This window comes from Pseudoalteromonas caenipelagi (assembly GCF_013140855.1).
Classification (GTDB): domain Bacteria; phylum Pseudomonadota; class Gammaproteobacteria; order Enterobacterales; family Alteromonadaceae; genus Pseudoalteromonas; species Pseudoalteromonas caenipelagi.
This window is the reverse complement of sequence record NZ_JABBPG010000009.1, coordinates 187,109-203,591: the sequence shown is the minus strand read 5'-3', so window position 1 is coordinate 203,591 and position 16,483 is coordinate 187,109. Positions and strand designations below refer to the sequence as shown.

At 41.7% G+C, this 16,483-nt stretch carries 13 protein-coding genes; all 13 read right to left on the bottom strand.

Going from position 1 to position 16,483, the window contains the following annotated elements:
- Positions 1–330 precede the first annotated feature (330 nt).
- The 13 genes from HG263_RS18295 to rpsO all read right to left on the bottom strand — a co-directional run bounded on the left by HG263_RS18295 (position 331) and on the right by rpsO (position 16,445).
- The gene (locus tag HG263_RS18295; RefSeq protein WP_171627532.1) at positions 331–1,188 is read right to left on the bottom strand and encodes a tetratricopeptide repeat protein; all 858 of its coding nucleotides are present in this window, start codon (positions 1,186–1,188) and stop codon (positions 331–333) included.
- Between the two features lie 67 nt (positions 1,189–1,255).
- The gene (locus tag HG263_RS18290) at positions 1,256–3,172 is read right to left on the bottom strand and encodes a DNA topoisomerase III (protein WP_171627531.1); all 1,917 of its coding nucleotides are present in this window, start codon (positions 3,170–3,172) and stop codon (positions 1,256–1,258) included.
- Positions 3,173–3,310: 138 nt separating this feature from the next.
- The gene (locus HG263_RS18285; RefSeq protein ID WP_171627530.1) at positions 3,311–5,413 is read right to left on the bottom strand and encodes a methyl-accepting chemotaxis protein; all 2,103 of its coding nucleotides are present in this window, start codon (positions 5,411–5,413) and stop codon (positions 3,311–3,313) included.
- A gap of 252 nt (positions 5,414–5,665) precedes the next feature.
- A complete protein-coding gene (locus HG263_RS18280) occupies positions 5,666–5,998 on the bottom strand; it encodes a Na+/H+ antiporter subunit G (protein WP_171627529.1) in 333 nt (110 codons plus the stop codon).
- 8 nt (positions 5,999–6,006) lie between these two features.
- The gene (locus tag HG263_RS18275) at positions 6,007–6,276 is read right to left on the bottom strand and encodes a K+/H+ antiporter subunit F (RefSeq protein ID WP_070984038.1); all 270 of its coding nucleotides are present in this window, start codon (positions 6,274–6,276) and stop codon (positions 6,007–6,009) included.
- Positions 6,270–6,806 (bottom strand): Na+/H+ antiporter subunit E, encoded by a 537-nt coding sequence (locus tag HG263_RS18270; RefSeq protein WP_171627528.1) that lies wholly within the window; start codon positions 6,804–6,806, stop codon positions 6,270–6,272. Before HG263_RS18270 ends, HG263_RS18275 begins: the two co-directional genes overlap by 7 nt.
- Entirely contained in the window at positions 6,806–8,326 is a 1,521-nt protein-coding gene (locus HG263_RS18265) for a monovalent cation/H+ antiporter subunit D (RefSeq protein ID WP_171627527.1), read from the bottom strand. The genes HG263_RS18270 and HG263_RS18265 overlap by 1 nt, the downstream gene beginning before the upstream one ends.
- Positions 8,323–8,673 (bottom strand): Na+/H+ antiporter subunit C, encoded by a 351-nt coding sequence (locus tag HG263_RS18260; protein ID WP_171627526.1) that lies wholly within the window; start codon positions 8,671–8,673, stop codon positions 8,323–8,325. The genes HG263_RS18265 and HG263_RS18260 overlap by 4 nt, the downstream gene beginning before the upstream one ends.
- On the bottom strand, positions 8,673–11,465 hold the full coding sequence (locus HG263_RS18255; protein ID WP_171627525.1) for a monovalent cation/H+ antiporter subunit A: 2,793 nt from the start codon (positions 11,463–11,465) through the stop codon (positions 8,673–8,675). The genes HG263_RS18260 and HG263_RS18255 overlap by 1 nt, the downstream gene beginning before the upstream one ends.
- 208 nt (positions 11,466–11,673) lie before the next feature.
- Entirely contained in the window at positions 11,674–12,855 is a 1,182-nt protein-coding gene (locus HG263_RS18250; RefSeq protein WP_171627524.1) for a hypothetical protein, read from the bottom strand.
- The gene (gene nlpI / locus HG263_RS18245; RefSeq protein ID WP_171627523.1) at positions 12,842–13,720 is read right to left on the bottom strand and encodes a lipoprotein NlpI; all 879 of its coding nucleotides are present in this window, start codon (positions 13,718–13,720) and stop codon (positions 12,842–12,844) included. Before nlpI ends, HG263_RS18250 begins: the two co-directional genes overlap by 14 nt.
- Before the next feature lie 105 nt (positions 13,721–13,825).
- Entirely contained in the window at positions 13,826–15,952 is a 2,127-nt protein-coding gene (pnp, locus tag HG263_RS18240) for a polyribonucleotide nucleotidyltransferase (protein ID WP_171627522.1), read from the bottom strand.
- A 223-nt stretch (positions 15,953–16,175) separates the two neighbouring features.
- Positions 16,176–16,445 (bottom strand): 30S ribosomal protein S15, encoded by a 270-nt coding sequence (gene rpsO, locus HG263_RS18235; protein WP_171627521.1) that lies wholly within the window; start codon positions 16,443–16,445, stop codon positions 16,176–16,178.
- Positions 16,446–16,483 lie beyond the last annotated feature (38 nt).

The window sequence follows — 16,483 nt, the reverse complement described above, 5'->3', positions numbered from 1 at the left end:
TTTTAAGAAGTTTTAAATTTAAGTTTTACTCGACGCTGACTCGTTGTTGCTTTGCTTATTCAGCGTAGCGCTCCGTGTCAGTGGGGTCGCATTATAGGGCGGCGAATTAAAAGCGCAAGCGGTTTTTCAACAAAACTTCAAAAAAAACACATTTCGAGCAAAAAACACACAAAACCATTTAAAACTACAATTTTTGATATACATATCGCCCATTGTTTGTATGATTTTCACTCAACGGGGAGTTAAGTATTATAGAAAAATAAAAAGATGCAAATTATTTTTGCGAAAAGTACACAGCCTGAATTCTAAGAGTGTACTTTATACCCACGGCTAATACAGAAGACTGTATAGCTTTCGTCTATATGATGCAGCTAACACGTCCCCATCAGGTAACGAAGCAATTATGTCCAAGAAATCTTTTTTTGCTGACATAAAGTTCATATCCCGTTGCAAAATACTTAATAAGAGTGCCAATGCATCTTCTTTTTTACCAGCCTCAGCAAGGACGGTCGCTAGTTTTAACTTTATGTCGTTATTCTCAGGCTCAGCTTCGAGTGCTTCACTAAGCATTTTTATTTCAGGAGACTCTTGTGCTTGCCTTGCCTGCTCTAATTTGGCCTGTAAGTTTTGAAAATATGCATCTTGTTCAGTTTCTACTATCGAATTGAGTAGTGCTTGTGCATCATCTAGCTTTTGTATCTGAATACAGATGTTTGCTAAAACCAGTTTGACTCGAGTGTTATTTGCATCGATGTCATAAGCTTGCTTCGCAAAGCCAAAGGCTGTATTTAAATCGTCATTTGCAAGCGCCTGCTTTGCTTGATCTAGCAAAAGAACCTCTGGTTTGGGTAAATGCTCTGCAAGCGCTTTCTTGATTTCTTCTTCACCTTGAGGACCAGGTAGCATATCAACTGGAGCACCATTCTTAAGCAACACAAGAGTAGGCAAAGCTTGTAAGCCAATTTGCTGTGCAAGCTGCGACGCTAAAGCTTGTTGGTTATCACAATCGACTGTAGCGACAAGGATGTGAGACTCATAACTAGCCGCCAAATTATTTAGTATAGAGGCCTGTGCTACACAGTCTGGGTTTTGAGCACTAAAAAAGGTTAACAGAATTAGTTTATCTTGGTTTTGCTCTCCAAGCACTTGTTGTATATTTTCGCTTGTTAGTTGAATTTGGTTACTCATACTTTGCTTTATTTTTTGCTGGTTTTGTTTTTATATTGAGGCAAAGGCATTAATTACAAGTCTAATTTTACGTCTTCGCCGTATTTTTCCTCCGCTTTTTGAATCTGCGTTTATTATTTGGCTTTGCTAGTCCCTTAAAGTTTATATTCTCTGTTAAGTGTGCTGTTGAGATAACTTCACCGATTTGAGTTATGAGTGGCTCCATAAAATTTTGATAGCTACACTCTTTATTAGCAATTTTAGCTAGATGTGATTCCCACAAAGCAGTTCTATCCGGTAAAGTCAAAGCTTCGGGCAACATATTTATCATAGTTTTCCCAACGTCACTGCTTTTTATTAGTTTGCCTTCACGTAGTAAAAAACCTCGCTTGAAAAGTAACTCGATTATCCCAGCTCGCGTTGCTTCTGTACCTAATCCGTCAGTTTCTTTTAAGATCTTTTTTATTTCAGGATCTTTTACATATCGGCTTATTCCAGTCATGGCTGCCAGCAAAGACGCATCAGTATAATATTGTGGAGGTTGTGTGTGCTTTTCCTGAATCTGCGCATCATGGCAAAGTAACTGTTGTCCTTCAACTAGGGGAGGTAAAAAGGTTGAGTCAGCTCCCTCATTGTGCCTTTCCTTACCAAACAATACTTTGAAACCCTCATTCGTAATCTGTTTAGCTTTGGCAATAAACATCCCACCTGCAATTGAGATTTCAGCAACTGTTTCATTGTAAGTGTAAGCTGGGTAAAACTGAGCAACATACATTATGCTGATGAGCTTATAGATTTGCTGTTCATATTGGCCAAGCTGCGCCGATTTTAATTTTTTACTTGTTGGTATGATCGCGTGATGCGCCGCCACTTTTTTATCGTTCCAACATTTAGACTTAATAGATAAATCGGCATTCTCGACTTTGCCTTTATCACAACCATTGTTATTAGTTATTGCAGATAATACCTGCCTAGATTCATGAAAATGTGCTTCTGGTAGATATCGATTGTCTGAACGCGGATAGGTTATTAACTTGTGTTTTTCATATAACGCTTGGCATACATCCAAAACCTGTTTCGCCGACATCCCATATCGTTTATTAGCATCTATCTGCAGCGCAGATAAATTATATGGCAGAGGCGCTGATTGTTTCTTTGGCTTTTTTGTCAATTTCACAACCTCAGCAGGCTGCCCTTTCACACGAGTAGCCACATTTTGTGCAAGCGCTTTTACCAAGACACGTTTTTCTTCGTCCATATATGGCAGACATGCTTCACTGGGTTGCCACTTAGCAACCAAAGGCTGCAGCTCTTCGGTGTGTAGGTGGGCAAACACTTCGTAAAAAGGTTTCGATACAAATGCTTTTATTTCATTGTCTCTTTTTACAACCAGCCCTAAAACGGGAGTCTGCACCCTTCCAACAGACAGTACACCTTGATACCCCGCTTTTTGTCCTGTTAGTGTATAAGCGCGGGTAAGATTCATACCATATAACCAATCAGCCCTAGCTCGGGCTAAGGCTGATACGCTAAGTGGTACAAACGATTGATTTGACTTTATAACAGTCAAAGCCCGCTTAACTGCATCCACATTCAGATCACTGACAAGTAAGCGTTGTACATTTTGCTTTTGCGACGAGCTCAAACCAACATGTTGAAGTACTTCATCAACAAGCAATTGTCCTTCGCGGTCAGGGTCTCCAGCATGAACAATGATTTTGGCACGCTTAATTAATTTTGTAAGTACGCCTAGTTGTTTTTTAGTTTTAGCTTTTGCTTTAAATTGCCAGTTTTCGGGTACTATAGGAAGGTCGTCATACAGCCATTTTTTGTACTTTGGATCGTAATCTTCAGGTTCAGCTTGTTCTAACAGATGCCCAACACACCAAGAAACAATGCTGCCATCACCTGCCTCGATAAACCCATCTTGCTTTTTATGTGGTTTAGGCAGTGCCTCTGCAATCGCTCTTCCCAAAGACGGTTTTTCGGCAATATATAGTTTCATTGAATTAGACAAACCTGATAACTGTATAAATAAACAGTTATCATAAGCTAAGCGATGTAATTATTCCAGTATGAATCAATGGGTGATTAGATGGGATGGGTGTTTGCCGCGCGCCGACATCGACACGCAGCAGTCAAGTTACTTAGTTTTTAGAAGATTTAATTGAGTGTGCTTTTGTTCAACAATTATTGTCATTTTACTCGCTGCTTGCTCAACTTGATCTGCTAATTGCGACAGCTCTATCGCTGCATCAGCAATGCCTGTCGTGTTGGTATTGATTTCCTCTGTCACAACACTCTGTTCCTCGGCGGCTGTCGCTATTTGAGTAACCTCATTAGAGATACTCGATAACATAGCCACCATACTACCCATGCCATCGGCCGACTCCTTACAATAAGACACCGCTAGTTCTCCTTGAGCAACTGAATTTTCAATGATGCTTTCAGATTGATGAACTTCATGGGTTAAATTGCCTATCAACTTACTAATATCGTTGGTTGAGTCATGCGTCTTAGAAGCCAAAGCCCTTACCTCATCAGCAACAACCGCAAAACCCCTCCCTTGCTCTCCAGCCCTAGCAGCCTCAATTGCTGCATTAAGCGCCAGTAGATTAGTTTGTTCTGCAATCGCTCTGATCACATCTAATATTTGTGAAATGTCGGCACTTCGCTCTACAACTTTCGTAATAGCTTGTTTTGCGTCTGAAACTTGAGACGCCATTGCTTGAACCGTCTGCGTAGTTTTTACAATACTGGCTTCACTCAGTTGCACTTGGTTCGCTGCTTCATTAACGCTGTGTGCCGCTTGTTCAGATGAGCGAGCCACTTCTGATGCAGTAGCGCTCAACTCATTGATAGCAGCAACAACACTATCAATTTCGTTATGCTGATTTGCCACCTTATTTTTGATGTTTATGGCTAACTCTGTCGTTTCAAAAGACTGTTGATAAGATTGTTCTGCAAGCTTTTTCAGATCATCAATCATGTTGCGAAGCTTGTAAGTGAAAGAATTAAACCCTTTTGCTAACGCTATTAATTCGCCATGATGACTGACTTCTAATTCATGAGTCAGATCCCCCTCACTACTTGCTAAGTTTTCTATACGGCGCTGGATATGCGTCAGAGGCTTTATAATCGTATTTATAAGAACCATCGCTATCGCTATCCCTATTAACGCGATAACAACGCCAACAATTAGCATTGTTTGACTCAAAGAATCAGCCGACTCTTCAAGCTCTTTTGCCAAGGAGGTTGCACGCTCAAGAACCACACCTTTAGGTACTTCGATCAACAAAGACCAAGTGGTATTTGCCAGCTTAATGTCAATTGGCACGGCAACCGCGATGTCCTCTCCAATTTCAATGACTTCCTTAGAGCTATGCAGTCCTAACAGCTTTTGTGCTCGAGAGGCTGACATAGACTCCTTCAGTGGTCTTGCCAACTTATTATAATGGCTCGAACCAACCACCAAACCGAGTTCGCTCAGTAAGGTTACTTTAGCTGCTCCTTGGTACAAAGAGCGCGATAGTTCTTCGACTTGCTCCTGAAAAATAGGCAAATTGACATCGACTCCCACTAAACCAACAAAGCGGCCGCTAGCTTGCACAGGCACAGTCAGTGAAGTCATCAACGTGCCATCATATAAGTAAGGCTCCATAATACAGGGCCTATTTTTATCTCGGGCACACAAATACCATTCAGCTTCCCTTAGGCCAAACTCGTTTCGAGCCTCTAAGTACTTGTCAGCCGCTGCGGCAACCTTTTGTTGACTTATACCCGATGAATCACGCGTAAAGTAGATTTCTAATGTACCATCACCAGCTACAGAGTGACTCGCTCCAGATCTGTATTGTCCATCTAGATTGTCATATCCGTTTGCCTCAAATTGTGCATACATAGAAGAGACAAACTTATTCTGCTGCAATGCACCAGCAACTGCATTTTGTACCACTTCACGAGATAAAGGCTGCTCTTGAGCACCGTTATTTAATACCCCCGCAAACGTATAAGGCACACGGTAAGCCTCGTTTATAAATCCAGCAATACGCTGGGCATAGAAGCTTCCTTGTGCTGTTAAACTACGTTGCGCCTCGTCATATATTGCGCTCTGTACTTGCTTATTTTGCTTTTCATTTTGAGCACCTAAATTAAGCCACATATATAACGTGAGCAACATTACCAAAGAAGTGACTAAAGCACCGACAAATACGAGTAGCTTGCTTTTTATAGATGTGTGATTCATGCGTTTCCTTCTTTATAATGCAAACAACTAGCTTGACTAAAGTACATCACTTTAAACAGGGCAAATTTGACTCTACCAAGCTTGCATAATGGTAAATTCAAAACAAGACTTACCAAATTAGTTATATAACAACTTTTTGATTTTACTCTGATTACACAGGACAACATAAAGCAAATTAATGTGCAAGTAGGTAAGTTGGGTAAAACAAAAAAAGGTACGGTTGTTAAGCGTACCTTTTTATTTTATGAGATATCACACATCATCTTCGATATTATCGTTCCCTGAGGTTCGCTCGATACTTTTGAGTTTATGATGAATAGCTGACTTGATCAGCATGTATCCACTGATAGGCGCGGTCAACAGCAAGAAAATTGATATCAATATTTCTTTCGCGCTCACGCCATCTTGAAGTTGACTAAAGTAAATCATTGCCGCTGTTAATAAGCTTGCCATTCCTAACGTTGTCGCTTTTGTAGGCCCATGCAAGCGCATAAAAAAGTCAGGCATCTTTACTAAGCCTATTGAGCCTACAAGCACAAAAAAGCCACCTATTAGTAATAGTATTGAAATTATCCACTCAGCCATATTACCTCCTACTCAATTATATCGCCACGCAGTAAGTACTTGCATACAGCTACGGTACTCACAAATCCTAACATAGCGATCAGTAATGCGGCTTCAAAGTACAAACCGGTTCCCATACTCATCCCATATAAAATGATCAATGCGATGCTATTTATGTACATAGTGTCAAGCGCCAAAATACGGTCAGGTACCGAAGGCCCGACAACTAAGCGCCATAAGTTTAGCAACAATGATAAACCTATCATTGCAAACACAATTAAAATGACTGTCTCTAGCATTGAAAAATCTCCTTAAGCGGCGCTTCATAACGCTGCTTAATGGTTTTGACCAGTTCCTCTTCATCTTCCAAATTTAAAACATGGATCAGCAAGTAGCGTTGTTCAGGTTTATCACCATTAGGTAAAGATTCTAGCCAAGGGTAAACCTCCGCACTTACAGTGCCTGGTGTCAAAGATACGGTACTGGCCAAAATAGTAATAGGCATACTATGGGATAAATCTAATGGCACCTTAATAAAACCAGGGTTTAACCTTTTCGTCGGGCCTAAAATCAGTAAAGCGACTTGGACGTTCGCGGTAATGATGTCATACAAAACAAGCAATAGGTGGCGTATAGCTAAGCCAGGCTTTAATATCAATGGTTGTTTTGTGCGAAATGGCTGAGTTACTAGGGGGATCACAATCGCTAATATCAGGCCAAGCACAATATGCCCTGCAGATAGACTATTGTTAAGCAACAACCATACGGAAAAAAGCATTAGGCTTCTAAACGGAGTAGGTAGCCAAGAAAAACGAGCATCTAAGCGCATTACTGAGCTCCTTCTAAAACAACACTGAGATTATTTGCAAAATTATGCAACTCAGTTGCCGTCATCAATGCATATTCAGTTAAAGGGCCTGCAAATATGACCATCAACGGAGATGCTATTAACAACATAACTAGCGCACAATATTGAGCGGGATGAACACGGTTCTGCTCTGCTGCATCCGCGGTTTTTGCCGTTGTATTATGCCAAAATAGTGTGCTGCCAGTTTTTGACAGTGATAGCAAAACGGCTAGGCTTGCAAGTAAATATACGGGCCAAAATACAATTGCCTGTTCGGTTTCATAAGTGGCCCTTAGTAACCAAATTTTTGCTACAAAACCAGATAGCGGGGGCATACCTATGACGGTAATAGCAGCAATTAAAAACCCACTTCCAAGTAATAGCGGTTGAGCAACTGGTCGACCTGCTGTAATTCTATCGCTCACCTTACCTCTTTGGCGGGCAATAAGATCTGCAAGTAAAAATAATGCCGCACTCACTAGGGTTGAATGAACCAAATAGTATATAGCGACTGCGCTTGCTTGGATTGACTGTACAGCCACAAGCGCAACCAAAGTGCCAACCGACACAATAACCAAATTTGCCGTTAACTTCCTTAAATCTTGGCTTGCTAACACGCCAATTGAGCCGACTAAAATCGTGGCTATAGCTAGCCACCATAACCAGCCTTGAGCCATAAAGCTCAGCTCACCTGCATGTTCACCAAATACGAGGGTATAAACCCGCATCATAGAATAAACACCAACCTTAGTCATAATCGCAAACAAAGCAGCGACCACAGGCATAGCCGTAGCGTAGGTGTTCGGTAACCAAAGGTGGAGCGGCAATAACGCACCTTTAAGGGCAAAAACTACCAATAATAATAAGCCGCCAATTTTTGCCAAATAAATGTCATCACCTTGCAATGTTGTCACTTTATTTGCCATATCAGCCATGTTGAGGGTACCCAGAACACCATAGAGGGTACCTAGCGCTATCAAAAAAACCGCAGAGCCAACTAAGTTCATAATCACGTATTGCAATGCAGCACGCGTGTTATGTTTATCCCCGCCGTGCATTAACAGCGCGTATGATGCAATCAGTAACACTTCAAAAAATACGAACAGGTTGAACATATCACCTGTTAAAAATGCACCGTTTACACCGAGTATTAAAAAATGCAGTAAAGGATGAAAAAATGCGCCTTTTTCATCGTCTCCAGCACACGCATAGAGCGCACAGGCCATTCCTAGAAAGGAGGTGAGGCTGACCAGTAATACCGACAGTGGATCAGCAACCATAACAATGCCAAATGGTGCAGACCAGTTACCTATCGCATATACCTGAGTACCACTTGAAGTGACCTTTGCCATTAACGCAAGTGATGCGAAAAGTGTAAAGGCAGAGAAAACAACAGATGCAATTCTTCTAATTGGTACGCTTTTACCACATGGCGGTAAAAGCAAAATAACCCCAGCTAACATTGGCAGAAGAATTGGTAAAGACGTCAAATGCTGGATCATGCTTTACCCTTTTTGTTATTTTTTACTATTTCTTGCCCATTTACATGATCATTGCCCAAGTCAGCACGACCACGAATAGCCAAGATTACTACAAATGCTGTCATTGCAAATCCAATTACGATTGCTGTCAGCACCAAAGCTTGTGGTAAAGGGTCGGCATATTCACTCGAATAACCAAGTACTGCCGCCTTATTTAGTGCCAAACGACCTGATGAGAACAAAAACAGATTAACGGCATAAGACAACATAGTTAAACCAAGTACCACTGGGAATGTTCTTGCACGCAAGATTAAAAACACGCCACAGGTTACTAACAATCCAACACAAGATGCATATAATAATTCCATTAAAAGTTTACCTCTTCTTTTGGTGCATCCGCGGTTACTTTACCCAAACTTGCTAATATCATTAACGTTGCCCCGACAACCGTAACGTAAACACCTAAGTCAAACACCAGTGCGCTGGCCAATTCAATTTTGCCAATAACAGGTATATCAAAGTAATCAAACCACGTTGTTAAGAATGGTCTATCAAATATCCAGCTGCCAACACCTGTTAGCAAAGCAATGGCAATGCCTGAGGCAATAATTTTGCGGTAGTTTATCGTTAATCGCTCGGCTATCCAGTGAGAGCCGTGCGCTATGTACTGCAAAATAAAGGCAATTGCCGTTACCAAACCTGCGATAAAACCACCACCAGGAAGGTTATGACCACGTAAGAAAATATAAAACGAAACCAATAACGCAAGCGGTAGTAGGCTTTGCGAGATACTAGCAAGTAGTAATGGGTAACGTTCTTTTGCCCATGGGCGTCCTTCACTATCACTAGCAGGCATAAACAGTGGTAAGTTAATTAGTAACTTATAAATACCTAAAGCGGCGATACCTAGAACTGTGATTTCTCCAAGTGTATCAAAACCACGGAAGTCGACTAAAATCACGTTCACTACGTTAGTACCTCCTCCTCCTGATTTTGCATTGGCTATAAAAAATTCAGAAATTGAATCCAGTGGTCTTGTTATCATGGCATAACAGATACTACCAACAACAACACCAATGGCAGACGAAATACCTATGTCACGTAACACTCGGATTGAGCTTGACTCTTTTGGCGTTCGTTGTGGTAAGAAAAACAGCGCTAGCATCAGTAGAATGATGGTCACTACCTCAACAGTTAACTGTGTTAGAGCTAAATCTGGTGCCGAGAAACGTGTAAAGGCAACAGAAACCATCAGACCTACCACAGATAGCATCAACAATGAGACCATACGCACATGGTGCCAAATCACAGTACCAATCGCTCCAATCATTAACAGTGCCGCGCCAATACCATTATGAATATCTACTGCTGTCGGCTTTTTACCACCTACCAGTTGCGCCATTTCAAATAGTGGCCATCCAGCACTAATAAGCACCACAACAAACATCAACATTAGATAACGCTGTAATGAGCCATTCTCAATCGCCGTTATTTTTCGTTGACTCCATTTCACGATGCCATACACCGTGTTATCAAATACTTTTTTGGCGTTCATTGGTGGCAGTGACGCCTGAAATTGGAATAAATAGCGTCGTTGAGTGTAGATAAATAAGCCACCGCACACTGCAATACCACTCATTAATAGGGGTAAGTTAAATCCATGCCAAATCGATATTTTAAATTCTGGCGGCGGCGTGCCTAACACAGCTGCTGAAGCTGCATTGAGTATTCCATCTATAACTAAATTAGGAAACATACCAACGACTAAACATATTGCTACTAAAATTTCGATTGGAACACGCATGTACCTTGGTGGTTCATGAGGCTGTTTGGGCAAGCCAATAGGCTCGCCATTAAAAAACACATCATGGATAAATCGGGCAGAATAAGCCACTGAAAAAGCGCCAGCGATAGTCGCTAATACCGGGATCAACCAAGACATTGAACCAAGTAACTGCTGATACAAAGTTTCAGCAAAAAACATTTCTTTTGATAGGAAGCCATTGAGCAATGGTACACCTGCCATAGCGGCTGCGGCGACCATCGCCAAGGTTGCGGTATAAGGCATGAATCGCCACATACCGTTGAGCTTACGCATATCTCGAGTACCAGTTTCATGATCAATAATACCAGTCGCCATAAACAGCGAAGCCTTAAAAGTTGCATGATTTATTATGTGAAAAATAGCAGCAACCGTAGCGAGTTCTGTATCCAGCCCTAATAGCAAAGTAATTAAGCCCAAATGGCTAATTGTTGAGTAAGCTAATAAACCTTTTAAATCATGCTTGAACAGTGCAACATAAGCGGCAAATAATAGAGTCGTTAACCCTGTTAACCCGACCAATATAAACCATATATCGGTTCCGGCGAGCGCAGGATAAAAACGAGCAAGCAAAAATATCCCCGCCTTTACCATAGTTGCAGAGTGTAAATAGGCGCTTACCGGAGTGGGGGCGGCCATTGCGTGAGGTAGCCAGAAATGGAACGGAAACTGTGCCGACTTTGTAAAAGCACCTAATAACACCAAGACTAAAATGACTTCATATAATCTGTGCGCTTGAATTAAACCTTTATTTTGTAGGATAACATCGAGATTGTAGCTACCAACCACATCCCCTAGCATCAGTAAACCAGCCAGTAGTGCCAAACCGCCAGCACCTGTAACGGCAAGGGCCATACGTGCACCTTTACGCGCTTCGGACTTATGACCCCAGTAGCTAATCAGCAAGAATGAGCTAATGCTAGTAAGCTCCCAAAATAACCATAGCTGGAGTACATTATTTGACATCACGATGCCAAGCATCGCAGTCATAAAGAGCATCAAGTAAGAATAGAGCTTGGGCATTGAATCTTTCTCGCTCAGGTAATAACGAGCATAGAAGATCACTAAAATACCGATACCAAGTATCATAAATACAAACAGCAAAGCTAGCCCATCTAAGCGAAAGGCAATTTCAATACCCAATAACGGGATCCAAGTAGTACTTTCTCTTATTGTATCTCCAGCAAATATCGCAGGAGATAGGTGAATAGCCCAAATAAGCGCTGCAAATGGGGCAAGCAAAGTCAACGCAGTAGATTGATTGCGAGACAACTTGCCCAAAAATGAAGAAAAAATACTGCCGATAAAGGATAACAAGGGTATCCAAAGCAAAGTCATAGATTAAACCTTTTTGTTTCAGTGCCGTAAGCACACGGCATACACTGAGTTTGGGGTGCACTCTAGCATTATTTTAGTCATTCTAAATTACATGCTTTGAGCACACAAAACTCTCCCAGTTATACTGTATTAGTGTTTGAGTTGTCTATAGTTATACAGACTGGCTGATGTCATTTTAGACAACTTTAACAAACAATTCAGATTAAATTCATATCTCGCTTGCACTCTCATACAGCGTCGCCGTGTTCTGATTCGTTTTCCAGTTAAAAAATGTAGGTAACTGGTAACGCCTTGAGTTAATAGCATTTTGCCAAAGCTGTCGATATTTATGCGATAAAGGTAGTTCTTGGTACTGCATAATGCTCCAATCTTTACTTGGCTTATAGGCGGTAAGTGCACCATTTCTGCATGTTTTACTTTCATACCAGCCCTCATCAGGAGGAGATTCAGCAACAATCAAGTTTGGTGCATAGCGCCCCTCCTTTTTACATAGCCAACGGGCTTTTTCAGGTGCTACTGCATATTCATCTTCAAAACCACTGAAATGCATTAATTCATGTAAAAATACTTGGTAATCACTGCTTAAAGTTAACGTCATCATGCCATTAGTTACATTTGCTTGACCACTTTTGGTCATCACTATGACATAGTCGACATTGTCCATGGAGTCTTTATATTGCTCTATCAAACCTTCAGCATTACATCTGGCAAACTGCCCGTCAGTCCCCTCACATGCCATAATATTTCCTATATAAAATACTTCTGTAAAGCAGTAACTGTTTGCTTCTGGTTCTGGTTTTTTGAGATACTGCTTTTTTAGCTTATTCAGCCTCTTCACTCCGCGATAGTGGTCACTTACCAACAGCACACGATTTTTACACAGTCCTGAAAACTGCAGATCATCAGATACAATGCGCAACCGCCATGCTGCTAATGACTCTCTAGGAAGCGCTTGCGGTAACGTGCCTCGCTCACTCTCAAGCAGCACGGATAGCTTTTGAGGTAGCGAGTACATCTGTTGTAATCTTTGCAGCTCATCAAACGCATCATTCTGTATAAACGCTTGCGCTAAACGCGCTCGTTGTTGCTCCATCCCATCAAGATAATACTTTTGCCAATACAGTCGACTCTCGTCAAAACGCTGCTGTTTAGCAAGCCGTATGGCCCATTCAAACTTTACTTTAGCAACATCTAACACCAACAGGGCACGGATAATATGTTCAGGAAGGGCTGATAAATTTATTTTATCTTCTATCAAGTAGTAAACTTGTGGGTTTTGTATCAAAAACGCATGGCGCGCTGTTTGTTCACTTAAACTCGGTTGATGATGGCTTTTTACCATCATCACTAATAAAAAACAGCTAATGACAAAGAACTTAACCTGCCTCATCAGCTGCTAATAGATCCAGTTCTAAACGAGCGTATTTATGCTCAACGAATTCATATACATTGGTAGCAAGCACCAACTTAAAAAAATCAATTGCAACTTGCTGCTCTCCTCTGGCTTGATACAATTTAGCAAGATAAAAATAAGCTTCACAGAGGCGTTCTGCATATTCTTGCTGATTTGATACCCCTTCCCCAAGTTGTGACAGGAATTGCCCTTCACTTATTTCACCTAGGTAGAGTTGAACCAGTTGGCTTGCCCACTCTTCGTAGTTCAATGCTTGACTGTTTTCTTTGAGTTGCGTGACAGCGAGTTGCTTATTAACTTGCGATTGGGCCAGATATAGCCACATCACACGATAAGCATCTTGAGGCGAACGCGCTAAAAAAGTAGACAAGTCCTGACTCGCCAAACGAGGACGCTCCCCATAATAAAGCGCAATACCACGGTTTAAGTAAGCATATTCATGCTCTTCATCTAACTCTAAAACAGTATCAAACATTTCGTAGGCTTGACCGTACTCTTGAGAAAGCGTGTGATGAATGCCTAAAAAGTTATACACTTCAGCCAGATCTGGTTTCATCTTTACTGCGCGATTGAAATCAATACGTGCCAAGGTGCTTAGTCCTACGCTGTCATATGACATGCCGCGGATGTAATATAACTGCGCTTTTTGTTCTTGCTGTAAATCACTGGCGTTCAATAACTCTGAATAGCGAGCTATGGCAACCTCATTTCTAAAATTGGCGGCCAGGGGCACGCTCAACGGAACATTTACAACATGCTGTGCGTTGTTCTTTGGACTCGATTGGCAACCAGTCACCCCAAGTATCACTAAAGATAAAATAAATATGGATTTTAACGTCATATCCTTCCTAAATTGTCGCTTAACGGCGCGGTTACGGCCATTAAAACACAAAAAAGGGGGCCATACAGCCCCCTTTCGTTACTAACTTGTTTTATTTACACAATGTTATTCTGCTGGCGCTTCAGGTGCTTGCGCTGCAGGCTGCTCTTGTGCTTCTTTAATGCTTAGACGCACACGGCCCTGACGGTCAACTTCAAGTACTTTAACTTTAACTTCTTGACCTACAGATAAGTGGTCTGCCACGTTATTAACGCGCTCAGCACTGATCTGAGATATATGTACTAGACCATCTTTGCCTGGTAACACATTCACAAACGCACCAAAGTCAACGATACGTACAACTTTACCGTTGTAGATAGTACCTACTTCTAACTCAGCTGTAAGCGCTTCAATACGTGAAATCGCATCTTTAGCACTCATGCCGTCAGTTGCAGCAATCTTGATAGTACCGTCATCTTCGATTTCAATCGTCGTGCCAGTTTCTTCAGTTAGCTGACGAATAGTTGCACCGCCTTTACCGATAACTTCCGCGATTTTCTTCGGTGGAATGTTCATTGTGTAAATGCGAGGAGCAAATTCTGATAATTCTTCAGAAGGTGCTGAGATAGCTTCGTCCATTACAGAAAGAATATGTAAACGAGCTGCTTTTGCCTGTTTAAGCGCAATCTGCATAATCTCTTTGTTGATACCTTCGATCTTGATATCCATTTGTAGTGCAGTTACACCTTCGCTTGTACCTGCTACTTTAAAGTCCATATCACCTAAGTGATCTTCATCACCTAAGATATCTGAAAGAACCACAAAGTTTTCGTCTTCTTTAACAAGACCCATAGCAATACCTGCTACAGATGCTTTGATAGGCACACCAGCATTCATAAGCGCTAATGACGTACCACATACAGAAGCCATTGACGACGAACCATTTGATTCGGTGATTTCAGATACAACACGAATTGAGTAAGGGAATTCTGCCAATGTAGGAAGTACCGCTTGTACACCACGCTTAGCAAGGTTACCGTGACCGATTTCACGACGCTTAGGAGAACCAATAAAGCCCGTCTCACCTACACAGTAAGGAGGGAAGTTATAGTTCAACATGAAGTGGTGCTTGTGAGTACCTGTTAGGTCATCGATCATTTGTGAATCGCGCTCAGTACCTAATGTAGCTGTAACAAGAGCTTGCGTCTCACCACGAGTGAAGATAGCAGAACCATGAGTACGCGGTAATACGCCCGTCATCACGTCTAGTGCACGAACCATATCAGGTTCACGACCATCGATACGCTTTTCACCAGCAATGATGCGACCACGTACAATGTTCTTCTCAAGTGAGCCGAATAGTTTTGATACTTCTTGTGTATCAAGCACATCGCCTTCAGCAAGTTCTGCTGTTAGAGCAGCAACTACCGATTCTTTTGCAACAGTCAGTGCTTCTTTACGCGCTACTTTGTCAGTAATGCGGTACGCTTCACCGACTTTATCAGCTGCAAGTTCTGCAATTTTATCTGCAAGTGAAATGTTTTTCTCTGGAGCAGCCCATTCCCAAGCCGGTTTGCCTGCTTGCGCCTTAAACTCTTCAACCGCTTTGATGATTGCTTGAGATTGCTCGTGACCGTATACAACCGCACCTAACATTTCTTCTTCAGAAAGCACCTGAGCTTCTGACTCAACCATAAGTACAGCGTTTTCAGTACCTGCTACAACTAGGTCTAGCTTACTTTCTTCAAGCTCTTTAAGAGTTGGGTTAAGTACGTATTGACCATCAATGTAACCTACGCGAGCTGCACCAATTGGACCATTAAATGGAATACCTGAGATAGCAAGCGCAGCTGAAGTACCAATCATAGCAACCATGTCTGGTTGAATTTCAGGGTTAACTGAAACAACCGTCGCGATAACTTGTACTTCGTTTACAAAACCATCAGGGAACAAAGGACGGATTGGACGGTCAATAAGACGTGCGATAAGTGTTTCGCCATCATTTGGACGACCTTCACGCTTTAAGAAACCACCTGGGATACGACCGGCTGCGTACATACGCTCTTGATAGTTAACCGTTAGTGGGAAGAAGTCTTGACCTGGTACTGCATCACGCTTACCAACAACAGTAACTAATACTGATGTGTCGCCAATGCTAGCTAGTACTGCGCCGTCAGCTTGACGAGCGATTGCACCTGTTTCTAGAGTCACTGTATGTTGACCTAGTTGAAATTCTTTAATAATTGCTTGCACAAATATTTCCTTCAATAAACAAAATATAAACGCCAACAACTACCAATTACAGTCTTAAGATGACTCATGAATCACCTTAAGCACTACAATTGGCAAAAGATGTCGACGTAATTTCGGCCCTATGCCGAAGTAGCTTAGTATACTTGGACATCAGCCACAAAAAAAGGGGCGATTAAGCCCCTTTTTTCTATGTTGACTAAAAAGCCAACAAGTAATCAAATTATTAGCGACGTAGGCCAAGTTCTTTGATTAGTGCTGAGTAACGCTCAACGCTCTTACCTTTAAGGTAATCAAGCAAGTTACGACGTTGGCTAACTTTGCGAAGCAGACCACGACGTGAGTGGAAGTCATGCTTGTGATCAGCGAAGTGACCTTGTAACTTGTTGATATCAGCAGTAAGAAGTGCAACTTGAACTTCTGGTGAACCAGTGTCGCCTTCAGCACGTGCGAATTTTGCTACGATTTCTGCTTTTTCTTGGTTGCTTAGTGACATAATAACTCCAAAATAGAATTTAAATTATGCTTTAGCCG

Excerpts from the sequence above, each read along its gene's own strand:
- HG263_RS18295 (WP_171627532.1), bottom strand. The coding sequence starts at position 1,188 with ATGAGTAACCAAATTCAACTAACAAGCGAAAATATACAACAAGTGCTT.
- HG263_RS18290 (WP_171627531.1), bottom strand. The coding sequence starts at position 3,172 with ATGAAACTATATATTGCCGAAAAACCGTCTTTGGGAAGAGCGATTGCA.
- HG263_RS18285 (WP_171627530.1), bottom strand. The coding sequence starts at position 5,413 with ATGAATCACACATCTATAAAAAGCAAGCTACTCGTATTTGTCGGTGCT.
- HG263_RS18280 (WP_171627529.1), bottom strand. The coding sequence starts at position 5,998 with ATGGCTGAGTGGATAATTTCAATACTATTACTAATAGGTGGCTTTTTT.
- HG263_RS18275 (WP_070984038.1), bottom strand. The coding sequence starts at position 6,276 with ATGCTAGAGACAGTCATTTTAATTGTGTTTGCAATGATAGGTTTATCA.
- HG263_RS18270 (WP_171627528.1), bottom strand. The coding sequence starts at position 6,806 with ATGCGCTTAGATGCTCGTTTTTCTTGGCTACCTACTCCGTTTAGAAGC.
- HG263_RS18265 (WP_171627527.1), bottom strand. The coding sequence starts at position 8,326 with ATGATCCAGCATTTGACGTCTTTACCAATTCTTCTGCCAATGTTAGCT.
- HG263_RS18260 (WP_171627526.1), bottom strand. The coding sequence starts at position 8,673 with ATGGAATTATTATATGCATCTTGTGTTGGATTGTTAGTAACCTGTGGC.
- HG263_RS18255 (WP_171627525.1), bottom strand. The coding sequence starts at position 11,465 with ATGACTTTGCTTTGGATACCCTTGTTATCCTTTATCGGCAGTATTTTT.
- HG263_RS18250 (WP_171627524.1), bottom strand. The coding sequence starts at position 12,855 with ATGAGGCAGGTTAAGTTCTTTGTCATTAGCTGTTTTTTATTAGTGATG.
- nlpI (WP_171627523.1), bottom strand. The coding sequence starts at position 13,720 with ATGACGTTAAAATCCATATTTATTTTATCTTTAGTGATACTTGGGGTG.
- rpsO (WP_171627521.1), bottom strand. The coding sequence starts at position 16,445 with ATGTCACTAAGCAACCAAGAAAAAGCAGAAATCGTAGCAAAATTCGCA.